Raw genomic sequence first — 5,661 nt, forward strand, 5'->3', positions numbered from 1 at the left:
GATGAGCCTGTGGAAGGCCTGACATAGGTACCGCTGGAACCCGAAGATGAGCCGGCGGAAGGCCTGATGTAAGGGCCGGTAGTGGACGACGAGGCCTTATCTTGCTCTTCTTTTTCTTTGCGTTGTCTTTCCTCTTCCTTGCGTTTCTGCTCCTCTTCCTTGCGTTTCTGCTCCTCTTCGTCTAAGCGTTCCCGCCGCTTTTTCACAGCCTCCACGAGGGCGGCTATTTTGTTGCAACGCGCCTCCTCTTCCTCTATGACGCGAAGTATTCGTTTCAGTTCTTCCTCGGCAAGGCGCAGTTTGCGCTTTTTCACACCTTGCACAAGGCCGGCAATCAGGCCGTAGCGGTACTTGTCCTCCGCCTCTTTCTTCTTCCGTTCTTCCTCCTTTTGCTTCTGTCGTTCAAGCGCTTGCTGTGCTTCGATGCGCTCCTTCTCCACCATGTCGTTCTTGCGGATGGCCCGTTGGCGCGCTGCCTCAAGCTTCATATCCTCCACTTCCTTGGTGGTGAGCGTCTCCTGCACAACGAGGTTGTTGGCAAAGAAGTCGAGCATCTTCGCCATGCCCGATGGTATGTCGCCCGTCGAGGCCCTGACGTGTACCCCCATCTTGCTTTGCATGGATACCGACTTCTCGTCCTCCTCGACGCCCTGGTATCCCTCCGAGGCAAACTTCGCCTCCATCTTCTCGTTGTCGCACGCCGTGATGTCGGCCGTGAACGACAGGTCTACATGCTCAATGCGCATGTAGGGAATGGGCACGATGGTCATGAGCGGCACCGTCATGCGTGTCGGCACGCCTTCCATAAGGAACGAAAAGCTCACGGTGATGGGCTCGGCGCCCTCAACGTCGAGATGCGATTCGGTCATGGTGAAGCCGCGGATGTAGTTTAAGGTGGTCTGCGCAGCCTCGGCCTGCGCTTGCACGCAAGCAGCCAGCGGTCCGCCGATGATGTTTCCGAAGGGGATGGAATTGAGGGCGCTCACGACCTGCCGACTGGCGTTAGTGTTGGTTCCATCTGGCATAACAGGGTGGGTTTATCGTTGGAATGATGTAGCCTTCTTGAGGTTTTGTTGTGCCTCATCAACATTCTTCAGTATCTCCATCGCGCGTTTCGACTCATGTCGATTGATGGTGAGTACGAGATGGCACTGCGGGCAGCGCAGTCCGCTGGCTGATAACAGTTCGCTGATGCTGGTGGGGATGAAAGCCCCGCACTTCGGACAGTTCAGTCCGGGTGTCTTTTGTTGGTTGCTGTTCATAGCTAATGGGATGAATGGTTAATGATTAAATGGGTCCTTGTTCAACACTTGGATGTTGTTCTCGGTGGCTTGCAGCAGTCCGCGCATGCCGTCGGGCAGCAGCACGGGCTCCAGTTTGATGTGTACCTTCACGTTGGTCATCTTCTGCACATCCTTCTGCGTCTCACTGGGCGTTACGCCTGGCCTCAACATTCGCACGCGGACTCCGGCGGCCGCAATGGTCTGTTCGATCTCTGCGTCGTCGGTTTCCACACCCTCTTGCGTCGACTGGATCTTCGTTTGCAGTTGCTGCTTGAGCAGCGGAAAACGCTTTCGGAAGTCCTTTTGTTCCTTCTCGCTGACAGAAGTGTTGATCTCTATCTGCGCTTCCATGTCGAATGTGGCCTCGGCAACACGTAGCACAGGCAATGGAAGCAGCGACAGCTTGGGGATCGACACGATCTGCCGTTGGCCGTCGGCGTCGGTCATCTCGAAGTCCACCATCTTGAGTTTCTCGTGGCCGTCAGGGCCGTCGGCGGGTTCCAGCGCATAGGTGCGCAACACCCTCAGGTAGTCCTCGGCCGCTTTCTGGTCGGCCGCAATGGTCGATTCGATCATGGCGGTGAGCATCTCGGCCAGGCTCATATCCATCGAGTAAGTGCTCTCGTTGACTTTCTTTGGTTTGCCTTCAGTCATAGTGCATGGTCAGAGGTTTATGAATCGGTGATCTTTACGCCGCCCTGGGTCGACACTTTGAGCGAAACGCTTTGAATGACGCTTTCGGGCAGGGCCGCCAGTTGTTCGGCATCGACAATGACCTCCATCGACGCGACGCTGCTGGGCAGCATCGACGCAATGCTTTCGAGCGTCGACGGGGTATCGCTTGCGGCAGCCTCGCCACACTGTTGCTGCGGCTCGCCAACTGGCTCGTGAGGCGTGGCGCCGTGCGCCTCGCCGCTGTTGGCAATGGCGAACCGGAACGAGAGTTCCATGTCGCCAATGGTTACGGCGGGCAGGTTCAACTGGCTCAGCACTCCCGCCTCGCGATATTGCTTGGCGAGCGCTTCGGTGAGGAGGTTAGCCTCGTGCTGCGCTAACAGTACGTCGCGCAGCACCGAGGCTATCACAACTTGCAGATTTGCCATAATGAAATGGTTTTTAGGATACGAATACGATGCGTTGCAACTTGTCGGCCGACACCTTGTAGGCGCCCTTCTCATTGAAGACGAGCAACATTTCGTCGCCATTCTCCAATAGGCTTGGAGCCTTTTTGCCGCTGAGTGGTATGCATTTCACGGTCTTGGGCTGGTAAGCGCCCCGCCCGTTGCGGTACGATACGGAGATGGCGGCATAGCCATTGACCAACGATGTCTGGTCGGCCGACACCTGCAACGTGCCGTTGGGGTCGATGACCTCGGTCGAATCGTCGAGCACTCCCAGCAATCGGTCGATGCCACGTGGCATCTCTCCCTCGCTGGCCGTAATGGTGATGTCCATCGTTGTCTCCACGCTGTAGCGCGAGTCGCGGGTGGCACCCGAGTCCTTCTTCGACGAATAGCTGGCCGCTATGGCCGGCGCCGCCGAGGCTTTCGCGTCCGTTGCAATGGGCATGGCTGAGGCCGTGGTCGACGTCATCGCCCCTGAGGCGTTGTCGGACTTGGCCGCAGCCGCCTGGGTCGACGTGCCGCCCTTGGCTTTTCCGCCCTCTGCGCCAGGGGCGGGCTTGGCTGAAGCGCCGCCCGCTGGGGCCGTCTGGGGTGATGAGGAGGGTTTGCTCCCACCACCCGACGTCGTGTTGAGGATGGGCGTTCCACCGCTTCCCACCGACGCCACCACCGCCGACAGCGCATCAACCTTGGCCTTGAACGTATAAGTCATGTTTGTGATGGAGAGCCTGGGCACGGGCATCAAGGTGAGCAGGGGCACCCGCATCTTCACCTGTTTGCCGTCGCGGAGGAAACTCATGGTGACGTAGACGATTTGTCCTTGTCCCTTTTCGTCCACATTCAGGCCCTCTTCGCGTATGTAACTAAGCGTTTCCTTGGCCAGGTCGCGCTGTGCTTTGATGGCCGCTCTTAACGGATTGCCAATGATCTTGTCGAACGACAGCGTTCCAAGCAGGTTCAAGGAGTCGGCGACAAATGCCTTGTCGACCTGCACCTCGTTGAGTTCCTTGATCTGGTCGGCCATCGAAGGTTGGCTCGCCTCACTGTTTTCCAAGGCCGATTGCAAGCCGTTGGCGCCGCTGGAGGTGCCGTCCTGATTTGCGCCGAGCATGTTTTCCTCCTGCTGTTCTAAGTCGCCGATGTTCAGGTTTGCACCGTTGGAAGCGGTTCCCTGGCTGGCAGCTGCACCACTTTCGCCACCCTTGGCGTCGCCTTGGGCGCTACTGGCCTTGCCGTTCTCGCCTTCACCACCTGACGAAACTAAATTCTTGATCACGCCCATGGCGGTTCCCAAGAGATTGACGCCGCCCGTTCCAGACTGGCCTTTGGCACCTTCGCCACCCGCTGCGGGCGTCTGTCCCGTGGGCTGTGTGTTGCTGGCAGGAGTTGTCCCCGTGCCTTTGTTCTTGTCGTCTGGCATAGTCGGTTGCTATTTGGTTACGTTGATGACCAGCATTTTCTCACCGGCCTTTACACAATAGAATCCCTCTTTCTTAAACACACAGAGCACACCAGAGTCGTCGGAGGCCTTCTGGCAGTCATCGTTACTGACGATAGTGCCAGCGTGATTGTCCTTGTATTCGTACAGTTTGATGTCATTGGGCGCATAATAGCCCTCATTGTTCTTGTACGAAATGTAGGTGCTTCCTCCGCCCGCCAAGCTTACCACCTGGTCGGAGACGTGCAGTTCACCCTTAGTGTCAATAGAGTCGATAGAGCTGTTGAGCATTTCCAGCACCTTGGCCATACCGGCCGGCATGTCGTCTTGTCCCGCCTTGACGTTCACGTCCATCGTGTATTCCACGCTGTACTTGGAGTCGCGTGTGGCGGTAGAGTCTTTCTTGCTCGATATGCTGGTGCTCATTTCCACGCTGCCGCTGGCCACAAGCGCATTGAATCCCACCTTCGATTTCATTCCAGCCTCAACGGCGAGCGACTTGTGGTCGGTCTTTGAGGTGGACGCTGCCGCCGAGATACGCGCCTTGAAGGCGATCTCGATCTCTCGGATGGCCAGATAAGGAATGGGCACAATGGTCAGCAATGGCAGACTGAGCATCACCGATCGCCCGTCCTTGCGGTACTCAAAGTTCACGTAAACGGCTTTGTGCCCGCCGTCTCCGTTATCGGTGAGTCCCACGTCGCGTATAAACTCCCATGAGCTTTTTGCCGCCTTGGCCTGCGCTTCGACACAGGCCGCCAACGGTCCGCCAATGAGTGTTCCAAACGGCAACGATTGCAAGGCATTGGTAGCGATGGTGGAAGGAGTCGTGTCAATGGTTGCCATAACCTTGTAAGATTAAGAGTTAATAACAGGAATACGGCCCAGAGGGCGCGTTAGGCGGTTGTTGCGGATGATGATGTGGCCTTTGCCGTCGGAGCGGCCACTTCGGTAACCTTCACCAGCACCTTCTGCACGTCGCCGCACGAGATCTCGTAGGGCTCGCTTTTTGCTTCCAATTCAAACTCCATCGTCTTGTCCATGGCGTTAGGCTTGCCTGTTGCGCCCTTACACTTGATGCCTTCAGAGTCGTAAAGTCCCTTGGGTGTCTTGTACTGTGCGATGACTCTTGCCCTCTTGCCCGACTCCACATAGAACGTGGTGTCGTTGACCGAGAGCTCTCCATCGGGCGATACGAGGTCCATGGCGGCTCCCAACATTTCGAGCACCTTGGCCATACCGGCCGGCATCGACTCTTGTCCAGCATGCACCTCCACGTCGATGGTCGACTCAACGCTGAACGAAGAGTCTTGCGTACACTTAGAGTCGTGCTTGCTCGAGAAGGACGTTTGGAGGCTGGTGGTCTTTCTCTTGCCCCAGCTCTTGTAGTTTCTCGAGTAGTTCTCGTTGTACTCGCTCGAGTAGTTAGAACTGAACGAGTCGGTCTCCACGCCACTCACGGTAGCCTTAAACTTGATGTCGATAGAGTTGATGGCAATGTAGGGAATGGGCACGATGGTGAGCAGCGGTACGCTGATGGTTACCTTGCGTCCGTTCTGCACAAAGGTGAAATGCACATAGGTGGCTTCGGTAACGCCATCCTTCTCCTCCTCCAGCCCCACTTCCTTGATGAAATTCACCGTGGTCTGCGCTGCTTCGGCCTGTGCCCTGATGCAGGCGTTGAGCGGGCCGCCTATCAGATTGTAAAAGGGAAGGCTTTCCAACGTGCTTGTGGTTTTCTTTGATAAATCCATAATTGTAGGTTACTAGTGATGCGATATTAATCGCTTAACTATAGTTATATATTTGATATTTA

7 protein-coding genes are annotated in these 5,661 nt (G+C 56.4%); all 7 read right to left on the reverse strand.

Annotated features, from left to right (window positions below; genetic code table 11):
• The coding region (locus WKK33_RS00335) for a DUF2589 domain-containing protein (protein WP_337931979.1) at positions 1-1,025 on the reverse strand (1,025 nt) is incomplete at its 3' end.
• Between the two features lie 12 nt (positions 1,026-1,037).
• Positions 1,038-1,262, reverse strand: coding sequence for a hypothetical protein (locus tag WKK33_RS00340; RefSeq protein ID WP_215759007.1), 225 nt, complete (start codon positions 1,260-1,262; stop codon positions 1,038-1,040).
• Between the two features lie 18 nt (positions 1,263-1,280).
• Positions 1,281-1,937, reverse strand: coding sequence for a DUF2589 domain-containing protein (locus tag WKK33_RS00345; protein ID WP_337569384.1), 657 nt, complete (start codon positions 1,935-1,937; stop codon positions 1,281-1,283).
• Between the two features lie 17 nt (positions 1,938-1,954).
• Entirely contained in the window at positions 1,955-2,386 is a 432-nt protein-coding gene (locus WKK33_RS00350) for a hypothetical protein (RefSeq protein ID WP_337931980.1), read from the reverse strand.
• Between the two features lie 13 nt (positions 2,387-2,399).
• Entirely contained in the window at positions 2,400-3,827 is a 1,428-nt protein-coding gene (locus tag WKK33_RS00355) for a DUF2589 domain-containing protein (RefSeq protein WP_337931981.1), read from the reverse strand.
• Positions 3,828-3,836: 9 nt separating this feature from the next.
• Complete coding sequence (locus WKK33_RS00360; RefSeq protein WP_309438748.1) at positions 3,837-4,691, reverse strand: DUF2589 domain-containing protein; 855 nt, start codon at positions 4,689-4,691, stop codon at positions 3,837-3,839.
• Between the two features lie 50 nt (positions 4,692-4,741).
• Complete coding sequence (locus tag WKK33_RS00365; protein ID WP_337931982.1) at positions 4,742-5,599, reverse strand: DUF2589 domain-containing protein; 858 nt, start codon at positions 5,597-5,599, stop codon at positions 4,742-4,744.
• Between the last annotated feature and the right edge of the window lie 62 nt (positions 5,600-5,661).

The sequence above is a fragment of the Hallella sp. genome (assembly GCF_037460745.1).
Lineage (GTDB): Bacteria > Bacteroidota > Bacteroidia > Bacteroidales > Bacteroidaceae > Prevotella > Prevotella faecis.